At 40.3% G+C, this 13,981-nt stretch carries 16 protein-coding genes; 14 read left to right on the forward strand and 2 right to left on the reverse strand.

Annotated elements, in window-relative coordinates:
* Positions 1 to 23: 23 nt before the first annotated feature.
* Both DSY56_RS00360 and DSY56_RS00365 read right to left on the reverse strand, forming a co-directional pair.
* Positions 24 to 1,196, reverse strand: a complete 1,173-nt coding sequence (locus tag DSY56_RS00360; RefSeq protein ID WP_112443473.1) for an NAD(P)/FAD-dependent oxidoreductase — start codon at positions 1,194 to 1,196, stop codon at positions 24 to 26.
* Between the two features lie 57 nt (positions 1,197 to 1,253).
* Positions 1,254 to 2,099, reverse strand: a complete 846-nt coding sequence (locus DSY56_RS00365; protein WP_112443474.1) for a DegV family protein — start codon at positions 2,097 to 2,099, stop codon at positions 1,254 to 1,256.
* A gap of 124 nt (positions 2,100 to 2,223) precedes the next feature.
* Between DSY56_RS00365 and DSY56_RS00370 the strand changes: the two genes are divergently transcribed.
* The 14 genes from DSY56_RS00370 to ftsX all read left to right on the forward strand — a co-directional run bounded on the left by DSY56_RS00370 (position 2,224) and on the right by ftsX (position 13,662).
* Positions 2,224 to 2,781, forward strand: a complete 558-nt coding sequence (locus tag DSY56_RS00370; protein ID WP_000004135.1) for a TetR/AcrR family transcriptional regulator — start codon at positions 2,224 to 2,226, stop codon at positions 2,779 to 2,781.
* Between the two features lie 18 nt (positions 2,782 to 2,799).
* Positions 2,800 to 3,267 (forward strand): deoxycytidylate deaminase, encoded by a 468-nt coding sequence (locus DSY56_RS00375; protein WP_000136977.1) that lies wholly within the window; start codon positions 2,800 to 2,802, stop codon positions 3,265 to 3,267.
* Between the two features lie 88 nt (positions 3,268 to 3,355).
* Positions 3,356 to 3,985, forward strand: a complete 630-nt coding sequence (gene upp / locus DSY56_RS00380; RefSeq protein WP_000515974.1) for a uracil phosphoribosyltransferase — start codon at positions 3,356 to 3,358, stop codon at positions 3,983 to 3,985.
* A 172-nt stretch (positions 3,986 to 4,157) separates the two neighbouring features.
* Complete coding sequence (gene clpP / locus DSY56_RS00385) at positions 4,158 to 4,748, forward strand: ATP-dependent Clp protease proteolytic subunit ClpP (protein ID WP_000613477.1); 591 nt, start codon at positions 4,158 to 4,160, stop codon at positions 4,746 to 4,748.
* 78 nt (positions 4,749 to 4,826) lie between these two features.
* Positions 4,827 to 5,093 (forward strand): YlbG family protein, encoded by a 267-nt coding sequence (locus DSY56_RS00395; protein WP_050223575.1) that lies wholly within the window; start codon positions 4,827 to 4,829, stop codon positions 5,091 to 5,093.
* Between the two features lie 84 nt (positions 5,094 to 5,177).
* Entirely contained in the window at positions 5,178 to 6,338 is a 1,161-nt protein-coding gene (locus DSY56_RS00400; RefSeq protein ID WP_112443475.1) for an ABC transporter substrate-binding protein, read from the forward strand.
* A gap of 115 nt (positions 6,339 to 6,453) precedes the next feature.
* A complete protein-coding gene (locus tag DSY56_RS00405; protein ID WP_000941427.1) occupies positions 6,454 to 7,323 on the forward strand; it encodes a branched-chain amino acid ABC transporter permease in 870 nt (289 codons plus the stop codon).
* 3 nt (positions 7,324 to 7,326) lie between these two features.
* Positions 7,327 to 8,283, forward strand: coding sequence for a branched-chain amino acid ABC transporter permease (locus DSY56_RS00410; protein ID WP_000662286.1), 957 nt, complete (start codon positions 7,327 to 7,329; stop codon positions 8,281 to 8,283).
* Positions 8,283 to 9,047, forward strand: coding sequence for an ABC transporter ATP-binding protein (locus tag DSY56_RS00415; protein ID WP_001185997.1), 765 nt, complete (start codon positions 8,283 to 8,285; stop codon positions 9,045 to 9,047). Before DSY56_RS00410 ends, DSY56_RS00415 begins: the two co-directional genes overlap by 1 nt.
* A complete protein-coding gene (locus DSY56_RS00420; protein WP_000062200.1) occupies positions 9,047 to 9,757 on the forward strand; it encodes an ABC transporter ATP-binding protein in 711 nt (236 codons plus the stop codon). Before DSY56_RS00415 ends, DSY56_RS00420 begins: the two co-directional genes overlap by 1 nt.
* Before the next feature lie 416 nt (positions 9,758 to 10,173).
* Positions 10,174 to 10,830: a CBS domain-containing protein gene (locus tag DSY56_RS00425; RefSeq protein WP_057487255.1), complete on the forward strand. Its 657-nt coding sequence runs from the start codon at positions 10,174 to 10,176 to the stop codon at positions 10,828 to 10,830.
* Between the two features lie 107 nt (positions 10,831 to 10,937).
* A protein-coding gene (gene prfB / locus DSY56_RS00430; RefSeq protein WP_112443476.1) for a peptide chain release factor 2 occupies positions 10,938 to 12,033 on the forward strand; the annotation gives its coding sequence in 2 pieces (ribosomal slippage) (positions 10,938 to 11,009 and positions 11,011 to 12,033; 1,095 coding nt in all).
* A gap of 17 nt (positions 12,034 to 12,050) precedes the next feature.
* Positions 12,051 to 12,743: a cell division ATP-binding protein FtsE gene (gene ftsE / locus DSY56_RS00435; RefSeq protein WP_000022265.1), complete on the forward strand. Its 693-nt coding sequence runs from the start codon at positions 12,051 to 12,053 to the stop codon at positions 12,741 to 12,743.
* Positions 12,736 to 13,662, forward strand: a complete 927-nt coding sequence (gene ftsX, locus DSY56_RS00440) for a permease-like cell division protein FtsX (protein WP_000625541.1) — start codon at positions 12,736 to 12,738, stop codon at positions 13,660 to 13,662. The genes ftsE and ftsX overlap by 8 nt, the downstream gene beginning before the upstream one ends.
* Positions 13,663 to 13,981: the final 319 nt, after the last annotated feature.

Genomic DNA, 13,981 nt, shown 5'->3' on the forward strand with positions numbered 1-13,981 from the left:
TTGTTCCGTTTAGTAATGTATATTTAGATTGGGTTTGATCCTGCAACCCAGCCGGTACAGAGGGCAGAAGTGATGTTAAACCCACCCGTGTGGGCATTGATATCCAGTACCTCGCCAGCAAAGTGGAGTCCAGGTACCAGCTTACTTTCTAGAGTTTTGGGATTGATTTCCTTGAGACTGACGCCCCCTTTGGTAACAAAGGACTTGGCAAGGGACATTTTGCCAGTCACAGGGATTTTGAGGGCTTTGATAGACTGGAGAAGTTGTTCACCTTCCTTTTCAGTAAGCTGCTTGACTTTTTCAGGATAGCCTTGTACAAAAAATTCTGCCAAACGTTCTGGAAGCAAAGTTTTTAAGGCATTTTTCAAGGATTTTTCCCGATTTTCTTCTAGAAATGCTACCAAGTCCTTCTCAGAAAGTTGAGGCAAAACATCCAGTGAGAGAACTTCCCCACCCTTGACAAAACTAGACATACGCAGGGCAGCAGGGCCTGACAAACCAAAGTGGGTAAAGAGCAGATCGTGAGTGATGACATGCTTACCATAGCTTAGGGTTACATCGTCTAGTGAAATCCCCTGAAGTGCTTTGTGTGGAAAATCCGTTAATAATGGACTTTCAGCAGCCTCAAGTTCGGTAATGGTGTGTTTAAAATGACGGGCAATCTCATGTCCAAAACCAGTCGAACCAGTGGAAGGATAGGATTTTCCACCAGTTGTGACAATCAGTTTATCACAAGTGAAGATTTGGTCAGCTGATTTAAGAACAAATTGGTCATCCACCTTTTTAACCGAAACAATTTCTGTTTGAGTAGCAACTTGACCACCGAGCTCAGTGATTTTCTTTTCCAAGGCTTCAATAATGGTACGAGACTTGTCACTAGCAGGAAAGACGCGTCCGTGGTCCTCGACCTTGAGTTTAACCCCATTTTCAGTAAAAAAGTTGATGATATCATGGTTATCAAACTGGGAGAAGACACTGTATAAAAAGCGTCCATTTCCAGGAATTCCAGCTAGCAGGTCATCCAAACTACCATTGTTGGTTACATTGCAACGACCACCACCAGTACCAGCTAATTTTTTTCCGAGTTTCCGATTTTTTTCGATGAGAAGAGTTTTCTGACCATAAAAGCTACTGGAAATGGTAGCCATCATGCCCGCAGGCCCTCCACCGATGACAATAGTATCAAAATGTTTCATAGATCTATTGTACCACAAAAAACAAGAGATGCTCGACATCTCTTGTTGCTAATGATCTTAGTTGATTTCATATCCCATCAACAAACCGCCATCTTCTGCATAGAAACTGCAGAGACCAGATGTCGGGAGAATTTTAATATCCGCCTGTGGGAAGGTTTCGCGAATTCGCTCTGAGAGCTGTTGACAACATTTCTCGTTATTACGTTGGGCCATGACGATACGGCCACCAGTATATCCTGCTTTTACTAACTCTTCATAGGTTGCCTGAATCGCTTTCTTTGCTCCTCTTGCTTTTTGTAGCAATTCAAGGGTTCCAGTTTCACTAGCTTCTCCAACCATACGGATATTGAGAAGGCCAACGACCGTACCGATAAGCTTGCTCAAACGGCCGTTCTTCACCAAGTTATCGACTTTGGCTAGGACAAAAAGTAACTTGGTTTTTTCTTGATAGGCAGTGATAGCTTCAACAACTTCCTCAAAAGATAAGCCCTGGTCAACCAAGTCATTTAATTTTTCTACGAGCAAGTCAACTTCACCGCCAGCAGACAAACTATCAATCACATGAATCTTAGTATCAGGATGTTCTTCCAGATAAATATTTTTTGCTAGTTGAGCACTATTGTGGCTGCCAGAGAGAGTACCTGTGATGGTTACTAGGAAAATATTTTTGGCACCTTCAAATACTTGCAAATAATCATCTGGGCTTGGACAAGCTGATTTTGAAGCTTCTGCAGTTGCATACATGGTTTCCATCATTTGGTCAATATCAAGACTGGCATCATCAACAAAGACCTGATCAGCTACTTGAATGGTTAAGGGGACACTTACAAAGGTTGTATCAATAGCTGGTGTCTCCAGCTGACGATAATCACAACCAGAGTCAGCAATAATCTTCCAAGTCATAGAAATTCTCCATCTTTGTCAGTTATACATTGACAAAGGTTCTGTCTTTTTTTACAATTATATCATGAAAACCCTTGAAACAAAAGCATCATCCGTCTGTTGTGACAAGTAGAAAGAAAATGTTATGTCTGAACGTAGAATCTCTGAAAAGTCTCTTGAAAATCTCAGAAAATCAAACCAAGAATCCAATTTATTAACCAGAGAAGCCATTGAAACAGCCCTCTTGCAACTCTTGGAAAAAAAAGACTTGACCAAGATTAGTATTTCTGAATTGGTCAAACGTGCAGGCGTTTCGCGTGCAGCCTTTTATCGCAATTATGATTCCAAAGAGGAGATTTTAGAGAGCGTCTTTAAAAGAACTGTCCATAATATCATGGAACAGTTGCATCATTATGATTTAAAGACAGACCTTTATCTGGTCTGGGTTCACCTTTTCCGGGAGGCCAGAAAGGAAGCCAGAGTGATTCAACTGGCCTTGGATTACCATCTGGAAAAAATCTTTGTCCAAGCCATGCAGGAATTTCTAGAAAAATACCATGGAAAATCAAAAGGTGTCAGCTCTTATCTTCATTCCTTTTGGAGCTCGGCCATCGTCTCTGTCCTTCTAAAATGGATCAAGGATGGCATGAAGGTACCTGCTGAAAAGATAGCGGATTTAGGTTTACCATTTTTTAAAAAATAGAGAAAAAGGAGAAGAGATATGACTGAAAAGAGACTGGCCTGGGATGAGTATTTTGCAGCCCAAGCCCTACTAATTGCCAATCGTTCCACTTGTAAACGCGCTAAAGTGGGTGCAATTCTGGTTAAGGATAATAAGGTGATTTCCACTGGTTACAATGGTTCGGTGTCAGGTACCGAGCATTGTATTGATCACGAATGTCTGGTCATCGAAGGCCACTGTGTTCGCACCCTTCACGCTGAGGTCAATGCTATCCTTCAAGGTGCAGAACGCGGTGTTCCTAAAGGCTTTACAGCCTATGTGACCCACTTTCCTTGTCTAAACTGTACAAAACAATTGCTTCAGGTCGGCTGCAAGCGCGTGGTTTATATCAACCAGTACCGAATGGACGACTACGCCCAATACCTTTATCAAGAAAAAGGGACAGAATTAACCCATTTACCACTTGAGACAGTACAGGTAGCTCTTAAAGAGGCTGATTTAATGTAAAAATTATCAAAAATAAATGGTTTAGAAAGATTTTTAAACCGTTTTTTGGTATAATAAGAAGAATAAATTGAAAGAAGGAATTCCAAAAATGGGAAAAATTGAAGTTATTAATCACCCGCTGATTCAACACAAATTGTCAATCTTGCGTCGTACAGATACTTCTACAAAAGCTTTTCGTGAGCTAGTAGATGAGATTGCAATGTTGATGGGGTATGAAGTACTTCGTGATCTTCCACTAGAAGATGTGGAAATCGAAACACCAATTACAAAAACAGTTCAAAAACAATTGGCTGGTAAGAAATTGGCCATCGTTCCAATCTTGCGTGCAGGTATCGGGATGGTTGATGGTCTCTTGAGCTTGGTTCCAGCTGCTAAAGTTGGTCACATCGGTATGTACCGTGATGAAGAAACGCTTCAACCAGTTGAGTACTTGGTAAAATTGCCTGAAGATATTGACCAACGTCAAATTTTTGTGGTAGACCCAATGTTGGCAACAGGTGGATCAGCAATCTTGGCCGTTGATTCGCTTAAAAAACGTGGCGCATCAAATATCAAATTTGTCTGCCTTGTATCTGCTCCAGAAGGTGTAAAAGCCCTTCAAGAAGCTCATCCAGATGTAGAAATCTTTACAGCAGCCTTGGATGAACGCTTAAACGAACACGGTTATATCGTTCCAGGTCTTGGAGATGCTGGGGATCGCTTGTTCGGTACAAAATAAAATTAAAAAGAGATTGACTTGGAAAAGAAGTTCCAGTCACGAAAGGAGGTTGAGTTTTTGTTTCTGTCTGATGAAAACAGAGCAAAAATTTGACCTTTTTTGACCAAGATATTATAATAGTCTTATCTTCAGTCATTTGACCAACAAAATTAAAACTCAAAAGGAGAAATAAATGATTCCTGTAGTTATTGAACAAACAAGCCGTGGAGAACGTTCCTACGATATTTACTCACGTCTTCTCAAAGACCGCATCATTATGCTGACTGGTCCAGTTGAAGACAATATGGCTAACTCTGTTATTGCCCAGTTGCTTTTCTTGGATGCCCAAGATAGTACAAAAGATATTTACCTTTATGTCAATACACCTGGTGGTTCTGTTTCAGCTGGTTTGGCGATCGTTGACACCATGAACTTTATTAAGGCTGATGTCCAAACAATCGTTATGGGTATGGCTGCATCTATGGGGACGGTTATTGCATCAAGTGGAGCAAAAGGCAAACGTTTCATGCTTCCAAATGCTGAATACATGATTCACCAACCAATGGGAGGTACAGGTGGTGGTACCCAACAAACCGATATGGCGATCGCTGCAGAACACTTGCTTAAAACTCGTAATACCTTGGAAAAAATCTTGGCTGAAAATTCAGGTCAGTCAATGGAAAAAGTCCATGCAGATGCAGAACGTGATAACTGGATGAGCGCCCAAGAAACACTTGAATATGGCTTTATTGATGAAATCATGGCCAACAATTCATTGAACTAATGATTAGAGAAGGCAAACTCGACTGGGTTTGCTTTTTTTGGTATAATAGGGGGAGATTTCTTAGAAAGAGGATTTATCATGTTTGAAAAAGTCAATCGATCTGGCTTGATTATCTATCTTTACTATAATCGTGATGCCAAAAAACTGCAGGATTATGGAGATATTACCTATCATTCCAAGAAACATCGTTACTTACAACTCTATGTTCCAACTCAAGAAGTGGAGCAATTGGTCGGGCGCTTGAGCAAGGAAAAATTTATAAAAAAAGTCAGAGTTTGTCATATCCAAGAGCTGGAAACACCCTTTGTTGGCAACCTTTACCGAGAAGAAAACGTTATCAGATAAAAAATTAAAGAAAAGTGTTGACAATTTTCTGATAATTCGGTATATTCTTAACAGACTATTTAAGAAATAAGGAGACAAAAAAAGATGAAGAAAAAATTTGCCCTATCGTTTGTGGCGCTTGCAAGTGTAGCACTTCTTGCAGCCTGTGGAGAAGTGAAGTCTGGAGCAGTCAACACTACTGGTAACTCAGTAGAGGAAAAAACAATCAAAATCGGATTTAACTTCGAAGAAACTGGTGCCGTAGCAGCCTACGGAACATCTGAACAAAAAGGTGCCCAACTTGCTGTTGATGAAATCAATGCCGCAGGTGGTATCGATGGAAAACAAATCGAAGTAGTCGATAAAGATAACAAGTCTGAAACAGCTGAGGCGGCTTCAGTAACAACTAACCTTGTAACTCAATCTAAAGTATCAGCAATCGTAGGACCTGCGACATCTGGTGCAACTGCAGCCGCGGTAGCAAACGCTACAAAAGCAGGTGTTCCATTGATCTCACCAAGTGCGACGCAAGATGGATTGACTAAAGGTCAAGATTACCTCTTTATCGGAACTTTCCAAGATAGCTTCCAAGGAAAAATTATCTCAAACTATGTTTCTGAAAAATTAAATGCTAAGAAAGTGGTTCTTTACACTGACAATGCCAGTGACTATGCTAAAGGGATTGCTAAATCTTTCCGCGAATCCTACAAGGGTGAGATCGTTGCAGATGAAACTTTCGTAGCAGGTGACACAGACTTCCAAGCAGCCCTTACAAAAATGAAAGGGAAAGATTTTGATGCTATCATCGTCCCTGGTTACTACACTGAAGCTGGTAAAATTGTAAACCAAGCGCGTGGTATGGGAATTGACAAACCAATCGTTGGTGGTGATGGATTCAACGGTGAAGAGTTTGTACAACAAGCAACTGCTGAAAAAGCATCAAACATCTACTTTATCTCAGGCTTCTCAACTACTGTAGAAGTTTCAGCTAAAGCAAAAGCATTCCTTGATGCATACCGTGCTAAGTACAATGAAGAGCCTTCAACATTTGCAGCCTTGGCTTATGACTCAGTTCACCTTGTAGCAAACGCAGCAAAAGGTGCTAAAAACTCTGGTGAAATCAAGGATAACCTTGCTAAAACAAAAGATTTTGAAGGTGTAACTGGTCAAACAAGCTTTGATGCAGACCACAACACAGTCAAAACTGCTTACATGATGACCATGAACAATGGTAAGGTTGAAGCAGCAGAAGTTGTAAAACCATAATAGAAAATGTTGAAATAGGGAATGAGACTCGGACTCACTCCCTGTTTCGATGTTTAAGAACCTATCAAAAAGTGAGGGAAAACCCTCGGAATTATAAATAGAAAGAGTGAATCTTATGCTCCAACAACTAGTAAATGGTTTGATTCTAGGTAGTGTTTACGCGCTGTTAGCACTAGGATATACCATGGTTTACGGAATTATCAAGCTCATCAACTTCGCCCATGGTGATATTTATATGATGGGAGCCTTTATCGGTTATTTCTTGATCAATTCTTTCCAAATGAATTTCTTTGTAGCTCTTATTGTAGCGATGCTAGCGACAGCTATTCTTGGTGTCGTGATTGAGTTCCTTGCTTACCGACCTTTGCGTCACTCTACTCGTATTGCTGTTTTGATTACAGCTATTGGGGTTTCTTTCCTATTGGAGTATGGCATGGTCTATCTGGTTGGTGCCAATACTCGTGCCTTTCCTCAAGCGATTCAAACAGTTCGCTATGATTTGGGACCAGTTAGCCTAACAAACGTGCAGTTAATGATCCTGGCCATTTCCTTGATTTTGATGATTTTGTTACAGGTCATTGTCCAAAAGACTAAGATGGGGAAAGCCATGCGTGCTGTATCTGTAGATAGCGATGCGGCACAATTGATGGGGATCAATGTAAACCGTACGATCAGCTTTACCTTCGCTTTGGGTTCAGCTCTTGCGGGCGCGGCTGGTGTTCTGATTGCCCTCTATTATAACTCTCTTGAGCCTTTGATGGGGGTTACTCCAGGTCTTAAGTCTTTCGTTGCTGCAGTACTTGGTGGTATCGGAATTATTCCTGGTGCGGCTCTTGGTGGCTTTGTGATTGGTCTATTGGAAACCTTTGCGACAGCCTTTGGAATGTCAGACTTCCGTGATGCTATTGTTTATGGAATTTTGTTGTTGATCTTGATTGTCCGCCCAGCTGGTATCCTTGGTAAAAATGTGAAAGAGAAGGTGTAAGCGATGAAAGAAAATTTAAAAGTTAATATTCTATGGTTACTCCTTTTGTTAGCTGGCTATGGCTTGATTAGTGTACTGGTTTCAGTCGGAGTACTCAACCTATTCTATGTACAGATTTTACAACAAATTGGAATTAATATTATTCTGGCTGTTGGTCTCAACTTAATCGTTGGTTTTTCAGGACAATTTTCACTTGGTCATGCTGGTTTCATGGCGATTGGTGCCTATGCCGCTGCTATTATTGGATCTAAATCACCAACCTACGGTGCCTTCTTTGGAGCCATGCTGATAGGTGCTTTGCTTTCAGGGGCAGTTGCCTTGCTTGTCGGAATTCCAACCTTACGCTTGAAGGGGGACTATCTTGCGGTAGCGACTCTAGGTGTTTCTGAAATTATCCGTATCTTTATCATCAATGGTGGAAGCCTTACAAATGGTGCAGCAGGTATCTTAGGGATTCCTAACTTTACAACTTGGCAAATGGTTTACTTCTTTGTCGTGATTACAACCATTGCAACCTTGAACTTCTTGCGTAGTCCAATTGGTCGTTCAACCCTCTCCGTTCGTGAAGATGAAATCGCTGCTGAGTCAGTTGGGGTTAATACGACTAAAATTAAAATTATCGCCTTTGTCTTTGGTGCTATTACTGCAAGTATTGCAGGATCACTTCAGGCAGGATTTATCGGTTCAGTTGTACCGAAAGATTACACCTTCATCAACTCAATCAACGTTTTGATCATTGTTGTATTTGGTGGGCTTGGTTCCATTACAGGTGCCATCGTTTCAGCTATTGTTCTTGGAATTTTGAATATGCTTCTCCAAGATGTTGCCAGCGTGCGTATGATTATTTATGCTTTGGCCTTGGTATTGGTAATGATTTTCAGACCAGGTGGACTCCTTGGAACATGGGAATTGAGCCTATCGCGTTTCTTTAAAAAATCTAAGAAGGAGGAACAAAACTAATGGCATTACTTGAAGTAAAACAGTTAACCAAACATTTTGGCGGTCTAACAGCTGTTGGAGATGTGACTCTTGAATTGAACGAAGGGGAATTGGTTGGACTAATCGGTCCAAATGGAGCTGGGAAAACTACTCTTTTCAATCTTTTGACCGGTGTTTATGAACCAAGCGAGGGAACAGTAACCCTAGATGGTCACCTTTTGAATGGAAAGTCACCTTATAAGATTGCTTCTTTGGGACTTGGACGTACATTCCAAAATATCCGTCTCTTTAAAGATTTAACAGTTTTAGACAATGTTTTGATTGCTTTTGGTAACCATCACAAACAACATGTTTTTGCTAGTTTCTTACGCTTACCAGCTTTTTACAAGAGTGAAAAAGAATTAAAGGCTAAAGCTTTGGAATTGCTGAAAATTTTTGATTTAGATGGTGATGCAGAAACGCTTGCTAAAAACCTTGCCTACGGACAACAACGTCGTTTGGAAATTGTTCGTGCCCTCGCTACAGAACCTAAAATTCTCTTTTTAGATGAACCAGCCGCAGGTATGAATCCGCAGGAAACAGCAGAATTGACTGAGTTAATTCGTCGTATCAAAGATGAATTTAAAATTACAATCATGCTGATTGAACACGATATGAATCTGGTCATGGAAGTTACAGAACGCATCTACGTACTTGAATACGGTCGTTTAATTGCTCAAGGAACTCCAGACGAAATTAAGACCAATAAACGTGTTATCGAAGCTTATCTAGGAGGTGAAGCCTAATGTCTATGTTAAAAGTTGATAATCTTTCTGTGCATTACGGCATGATCCAAGCAGTCCGTGATGTAAGCTTTGAAGTGAATGAAGGAGAAGTTGTTTCCCTTATCGGTGCCAATGGTGCTGGTAAAACAACCATTCTCCGTACCTTGTCTGGTTTAGTTAGACCAAGTTCAGGAAAGATTGAATTTTTAGGTCAAGAAATCCAAAAGATGCCAGCTCAGAAAATCGTGGCAGGTGGTCTTTCACAAGTACCAGAAGGACGTCACGTCTTCCCTGGCTTGACTGTTATGGAAAATCTTGAAATGGGAGCTTTCTTAAAGAAAAATCGTGAAGAAAATCAAGCTAATTTGAAGAAGGTTTTCTCACGCTTTCCTCGTCTTGAAGAACGCAAGAACCAAGATGCAGCCACTCTTTCAGGAGGAGAACAACAAATGCTTGCCATGGGACGTGCTCTTATGTCAACACCAAAACTTCTTCTCTTAGATGAACCATCAATGGGACTTGCCCCAATCTTTATCCAAGAGATTTTTGATATCATTCAAGATATTCAGAAGCAAGGAACAACCGTCCTCTTGATTGAACAAAATGCCAATAAAGCACTCGCAATCTCTGACCGAGGCTATGTACTGGAAACAGGGAAAATCGTTCTATCAGGAACAGGAAAAGAACTCGCCTCATCAGAAGAAGTCAGAAAAGCATATCTGGGTGGCTAAAAAGGTCCGGGGGACCTTTTTAGTCGGCAGATGAAGATTACGAAGTAATAATCATTATAGTCCAGTGGACCTTTTTAGTCGGTAGATGGAGATTGCGAAGTAATCTTCGCATAGTCTGGGAGACTAGTTTAGGTTGCGGATGGAAATTACGAAGTAATCATCATTATAGTCCAGTGGACCTTTTTAGTCGGCATATTTAGATTGCAAAGCAATATTCATCTACATTGAAAGCTTAATTTCTAATAATTGAAAAAATCGAATGAAAGGTATCTTGCTTTCATTCACAGAGCTCGATTTTAGAGCTCTTTTTGCTAGCTTATTCATACTTTTCTGAATTTTGAAAAAGAAATGTAAGCGTTTGATAGATTTACAAAAAGATTGTATAATAGGGATAAGAATAGAAAAGGAGAAGTCTCATGGCAGTTAAAGATTTTATGACCCGCAAGGTAGTGTACATTAGTCCGGATACAACAGTATCTCATGCAGCAGATTTGATGAGAGAGCAAGGGTTGCACCGCTTGCCTGTTATCGAAAATGATCAATTAGTTGGTTTGGTAACTGAGGGAACCATTGCCCAAGCTAGTCCATCAAAAGCAACCAGTCTTTCTATCTATGAGATGAATTATCTTCTGAATAAGACAAAAGTAAAAGATGTCATGATTCGCGATGTTGTCACTGTCTCAGGCTATGCCAGTCTTGAGGATGCAACTTATCTGATGTTGAAAAACAAGATTGGTATTCTTCCTGTCGTAGATAACCATCAAGTCTATGGGGTTATTACAGATCGTGACGTTTTCCAAGCCTTTCTTGAAATTGCTGGCTATGGAGAAGAAGGAATTCGTGTGCGCTTTGTTACGGAAAATGAAGTTGGCGTTCTTGGTAAGATTGTTTCTCTAATCGTTGAAGAAAATTTGAATATCTCCCATACAGTCAATATTCCGCGTAAGGATGGTAAGGTGATTATCGAAGTGCAAATCGATGGATCAATTGATTTACCAGCCTTGAAAGAAAAATTTGAAGCAAATGGTATTCAAGTGGAAGAAATCACTCGCACTTCAGCAAAAGTCTTGTAAGAAGGGAAGCCGAAAGGCTTCTTTTTTCATAAAAAAGGGATTATAGCAAAAGATGGAAAGAAATGATAAAATATGCTATAATGAAATGATGTAAAAAAGGAGTATTTATGGACATTTCAGTAATCCGTCAGAAAATTGACGCAAATCGTGAAAAATTAGCTTCTTTCAGGGGGTCTCTTTGACCTAGAAGGTCTAGAGGAAGAGATTGCCATCTTGGAAAACAAGATGACAGAACCTGATTTTTGGAACGATAATATCGCGGCCCAAAAAACGTCGCAAGAATTAAATGAATTAAAAAACACCTATAACACCTTCCACAAAATGGAAGAGTTGCAGGATGAAGTCGAAATTTTATTGGACTTTTTAGCAGAAGACGATTCAGTGCATGATGAACTGGTCGAACAGTTATCAGAACTTGATAAGATGATGACCAGCTACGAGATGACGCTTCTCTTGTCAGAACCTTATGACCACAACAATGCCATCTTGGAAATTCATCCAGGATCTGGTGGTACTGAGGCGCAGGACTGGGGCGATATGTTGCTGCGTATGTATACTCGTTATGGCAATGCTAAAGGCTTTAAAGTAGAAGTATTGGATTATCAAGCAGGTGATGAGGCTGGTATTAAGTCGGTAACCTTATCATTTGAAGGGCCTAATGCCTATGGTCTTCTCAAGTCAGAAATGGGTGTGCACCGTTTGGTGCGAATTTCGCCGTTCGACTCTGCCAAACGTCGCCATACCTCTTTCACATCTGTAGAAGTGATGCCTGAGTTGGACGATACCATTGAAGTGGAAATCCGGGAAGATGACATCAAGATGGATACCTTCCGTTCAGGTGGTGCCGGTGGACAAAACGTCAACAAGGTTTCAACAGGTGTACGTTTAACCCACATTCCAACTGGAATTGTTGTCCAATCAACAGTGGATCGGACCCAGTATGGAAATAGAGATCGTGCCATGAAGATGTTGCAGGCTAAGCTCTATCAAATGGAGCAAGAGAAGAAGGCTGCGGAGGTAGATTCTCTCAAGGGTGAGAAAAAAGAAATCACATGGGGAAGCCAAATCCGTTCTTATGTCTTCACACCTTATACTATGGTAAAAGATCACCGAACTAGCTTTGAAGTTGCTCAGGTAGATAAGGTTATGGATGGGGACCTAGATGGTTTTATCGATGCCTATCTCAAGTGGCGAATTAGCTAATATAGAAAGGAAGTAACATGTCAATCATTGAAATGAGAGATGTCGTCAAAAAATACGACAACGGAACGACTGCCCTACGCGGTGTTTCGGTCAGTGTTCAACCAGGGGAATTTGCTTACATCGTAGGACCTTCAGGAGCAGGGAAGTCAACTTTTATTCGTTCTCTATATCGTGAAGTAAAAATCGATAAAGGAAGCCTATCAGTTGCTGGTTTTAATCTGGTTAAGATCAAAAAGAAAGATGTCCCGCTTCTACGTCGTAGTGTTGGGGTTGTCTTCCAGGATTATAAACTGTTGCCAAAGAAAACTGTTTATGAGAATATTGCATACGCTATGGAAGTAATCGGGGAAAATCGCCGTAATATCAAAAAACGAGTGATGGAAGTTTTGGACTTGGTTGGCTTGAAGCATAAGGTTCGTTCTTTCCCAAATGAACTCTCAGGTGGGGAGCAACAGCGGATTGCGATTGCGCGTGCCATTGTAAATAATCCCAAAGTACTGATAGCCGATGAACCGACAGGAAACCTGGATCCTGACAATTCATGGGAAATTATGAATCTCTTGGAACGGATTAACCTACAAGGGACAACTATTTTGATGGCGACTCATAATAGCCAGATTGTAAATACCTTGCGCCACCGTGTCATTGCCATTGAAAATGGCCGTGTCGTTCGTGACGAATCAAAAGGAGAGTATGGATACGATGATTAGTAGATTTTTTCGCCATTTATTTGAAGCCTTAAAAAGTTTGAAACGAAATGGTTGGATGACAGTAGCTGCTGTCAGTTCAGTCATGATTACTTTGACCTTGGTGGCAATATTTGCATCTGTTATTTTCAATACAGCGAAACTAGCTACAGATATTGAAAATAATGTCCGTGTAGTAGTTTATATCCGAAAGGATGTGGAAGATAACAGTCAGACAATTGAAAAAGAAGGTCAAACTGTTACAAATAATGACTACCACAAGGTATATGATTCTTTGAAGAACATGTCTACGGTTAAAAGTGTTACCTTTTCAAGTAAAGAAGAACAATATGAAAAGTTAACCGAGACAATGGGAGATAACTGGAAAATCTTTGAAGGAGATGCCAATCCTCTCTATGATGCCTATATTGTAGAGGCAAATACTCCAAATGATGTAAAAACTATAGCCGAAGATGCTAAAAAAATTGAAGGTGTCTCTGAGGTTCAAGATGGCGGTGCCAATACAGAAAGACTCTTCAAGTTAGCTTCATTTATCCGTGTTTGGGGACTAGGGATTGCTGCTTTGTTAATTTTTGTCGCAGTTTTCTTGATTTCAAATACCATTCGTATTACCATTATTTCCCGCAGTCGCGAAATTCAAATCATGCGCTTGGTCGGAGCTAAAAACAGTTATATCCGTGGACCGTTCTTGTTAGAGGGAGCCTTTATCGGTTTATTGGGAGCTATCGCACCATCTGTTTTGGTCTTTATTGTTTATCAAATGGTTTACCAATCTGTCAATAAATCGTTGGTAGGGCAAAATCTATCCATGATTAGTCCAGATTTATTTAGTCCGTTGATGATTGCCCTACTATTTGTGATTGGAATTTTTATTGGTTCACTGGGGTCAGGAATTTCCATGCGCAGATTCTTGAAGATTTAGGTAAAATAATTATTTTTATGAGGAGGTTGTAAAATCTCCTTTTTTGCTACAAGAGTTTTTGAAAAGGGACTTCTAATACTCAATGGAAATCAAAGAGCAAACTAGGTAGCTCGCCACAGGATGCTCAAAATACTGATTTGAGGTTGTAGATAAGACTGACGAAGTCAGTCACATGTATACGGTAAGACGACGCTGACGTGGTTTGAAGAGATTTTCGAAGAGTATAAAGAAGTTCCCCAGAGAAGACTTCTTGATGGCTAATTTGAACTTGAAATTTGGCACTAGAAAATTTTTTGAAAAAAGTGTAATTTTTTTTGTA

This window comes from Streptococcus sp. 596553 (assembly GCF_900411395.1).
Taxonomy (GTDB): domain Bacteria; phylum Bacillota; class Bacilli; order Lactobacillales; family Streptococcaceae; genus Streptococcus; species Streptococcus mitis_BA.

Excerpts from the sequence above, each read along its gene's own strand:
- DSY56_RS00360 (WP_112443473.1), bottom strand. The coding sequence starts at position 1,196 with ATGAAACATTTTGATACTATTGTCATCGGTGGAGGGCCTGCGGGCATG.
- DSY56_RS00365 (WP_112443474.1), bottom strand. The coding sequence starts at position 2,099 with ATGACTTGGAAGATTATTGCTGACTCTGGTTGTGATTATCGTCAGCTG.
- DSY56_RS00370 (WP_000004135.1), top strand. The coding sequence starts at position 2,224 with ATGTCTGAACGTAGAATCTCTGAAAAGTCTCTTGAAAATCTCAGAAAA.
- DSY56_RS00375 (WP_000136977.1), top strand. The coding sequence starts at position 2,800 with ATGACTGAAAAGAGACTGGCCTGGGATGAGTATTTTGCAGCCCAAGCC.
- upp (WP_000515974.1), top strand. The coding sequence starts at position 3,356 with ATGGGAAAAATTGAAGTTATTAATCACCCGCTGATTCAACACAAATTG.
- clpP (WP_000613477.1), top strand. The coding sequence starts at position 4,158 with ATGATTCCTGTAGTTATTGAACAAACAAGCCGTGGAGAACGTTCCTAC.
- DSY56_RS00395 (WP_050223575.1), top strand. The coding sequence starts at position 4,827 with ATGTTTGAAAAAGTCAATCGATCTGGCTTGATTATCTATCTTTACTAT.
- DSY56_RS00400 (WP_112443475.1), top strand. The coding sequence starts at position 5,178 with ATGAAGAAAAAATTTGCCCTATCGTTTGTGGCGCTTGCAAGTGTAGCA.
- DSY56_RS00405 (WP_000941427.1), top strand. The coding sequence starts at position 6,454 with ATGCTCCAACAACTAGTAAATGGTTTGATTCTAGGTAGTGTTTACGCG.
- DSY56_RS00410 (WP_000662286.1), top strand. The coding sequence starts at position 7,327 with ATGAAAGAAAATTTAAAAGTTAATATTCTATGGTTACTCCTTTTGTTA.
- DSY56_RS00415 (WP_001185997.1), top strand. The coding sequence starts at position 8,283 with ATGGCATTACTTGAAGTAAAACAGTTAACCAAACATTTTGGCGGTCTA.
- DSY56_RS00420 (WP_000062200.1), top strand. The coding sequence starts at position 9,047 with ATGTCTATGTTAAAAGTTGATAATCTTTCTGTGCATTACGGCATGATC.
- DSY56_RS00425 (WP_057487255.1), top strand. The coding sequence starts at position 10,174 with ATGGCAGTTAAAGATTTTATGACCCGCAAGGTAGTGTACATTAGTCCG.
- ftsE (WP_000022265.1), top strand. The coding sequence starts at position 12,051 with ATGTCAATCATTGAAATGAGAGATGTCGTCAAAAAATACGACAACGGA.
- ftsX (WP_000625541.1), top strand. The coding sequence starts at position 12,736 with ATGATTAGTAGATTTTTTCGCCATTTATTTGAAGCCTTAAAAAGTTTG.